The sequence below is a fragment of the Nocardia sp. XZ_19_231 genome (assembly GCF_015355705.1).
GTDB classification, from domain to species: Bacteria; Actinomycetota; Actinomycetes; order Mycobacteriales; family Mycobacteriaceae; genus Nocardia; species Nocardia salmonicida.
Genome location: NZ_JACUZI010000023.1, coordinates 1 through 1,032, shown reverse-complemented (window position 1 = coordinate 1,032; position 1,032 = coordinate 1). Strand labels below are relative to the sequence as shown.

The following is a 1,032-nucleotide window of genomic DNA, read 5'->3' as shown; positions in this document are numbered from 1 at the left end:
GTAGTAAGCCCTCGGCCTATTAGTACCAGTCACCTACACCAGTTACCTGGCTTCCAATTCTGGCCTATCAACCCCATGGTCTGTAGGGGGCCTTAACCCATCAAGTGGGAGAGAAACCTCATCTTGGAACAGGCTTCCCGCTTAGATGCTTTCAGCGGTTATCCCTTCCGAACGTAGCCAACCAGCAGTGCTCCTGGCGGAACAACTGGCACACCAGAGGTTCGTCCGTCCCGGTCCTCTCGTACTAGGGACAGCCTTCCTCAAGTTTCTTACGCGCGCGGCGGATAGAGACCGAACTGTCTCACGACGTTCTAAACCCAGCTCGCGTGCCGCTTTAATGGGCGAACAGCCCAACCCTTGGGACCTACTCCAGCCCCAGGATGCGACGAGCCGACATCGAGGTGCCAAACCATCCCGTCGATATGGACTCTTGGGGAAGATCAGCCTGTTATCCCCGGGGTACCTTTTATCCGTTGAGCGACACCGCTTCCACTTGCCGGTGCCGGATCACTAGTCCCGACTTTCGTCCCTGCTCGACCTGTCAGTCTCACAGTCAAGCTCCCTTGTGCACTTGCACTCAACACCTGATTGCCAACCAGGCTGAGGGAACCTTTGGGCGCCTCCGTTACATTTTGGGAGGCAACCGCCCCAGTTAAACTACCCACCAGGCACTGTCCCTGAACCAGATCATGGTCCGAGGTTAGAAGTCCAATACGATCAGAGTGGTATTTCAACGACGACTCCACCCGAACTAGCGTCCGAGCTTCACAGTCTCCCACCTATCCTACACAAACCGTACCGAACACCAATACCAAGCTATAGTGAAGGTCCCGGGGTCTTTTCGTCCTGCCGCGCGTAACGAGCATCTTTACTCGTAATGCAATTTCGCCGAGTCTGTGGTTGAGACAGCAGAGAAGTCGTTACGCCATTCGTGCAGGTCGGAACTTACCCGACAAGGAATTTCGCTACCTTAGGATGGTTATAGTTACCACCGCCGTTTACCGGGGCTTAAATTCTCAGCTTCGCCCATAA

At 54.7% G+C, this 1,032-nt stretch carries 1 rRNA gene; it reads right to left on the bottom strand.

Annotation, left to right across the window (positions count from 1 at the left end):
* Positions 1-1,032: ribosomal RNA gene (locus IBJ82_RS34375) — 23S ribosomal RNA — on the bottom strand; the annotation flags it as partial.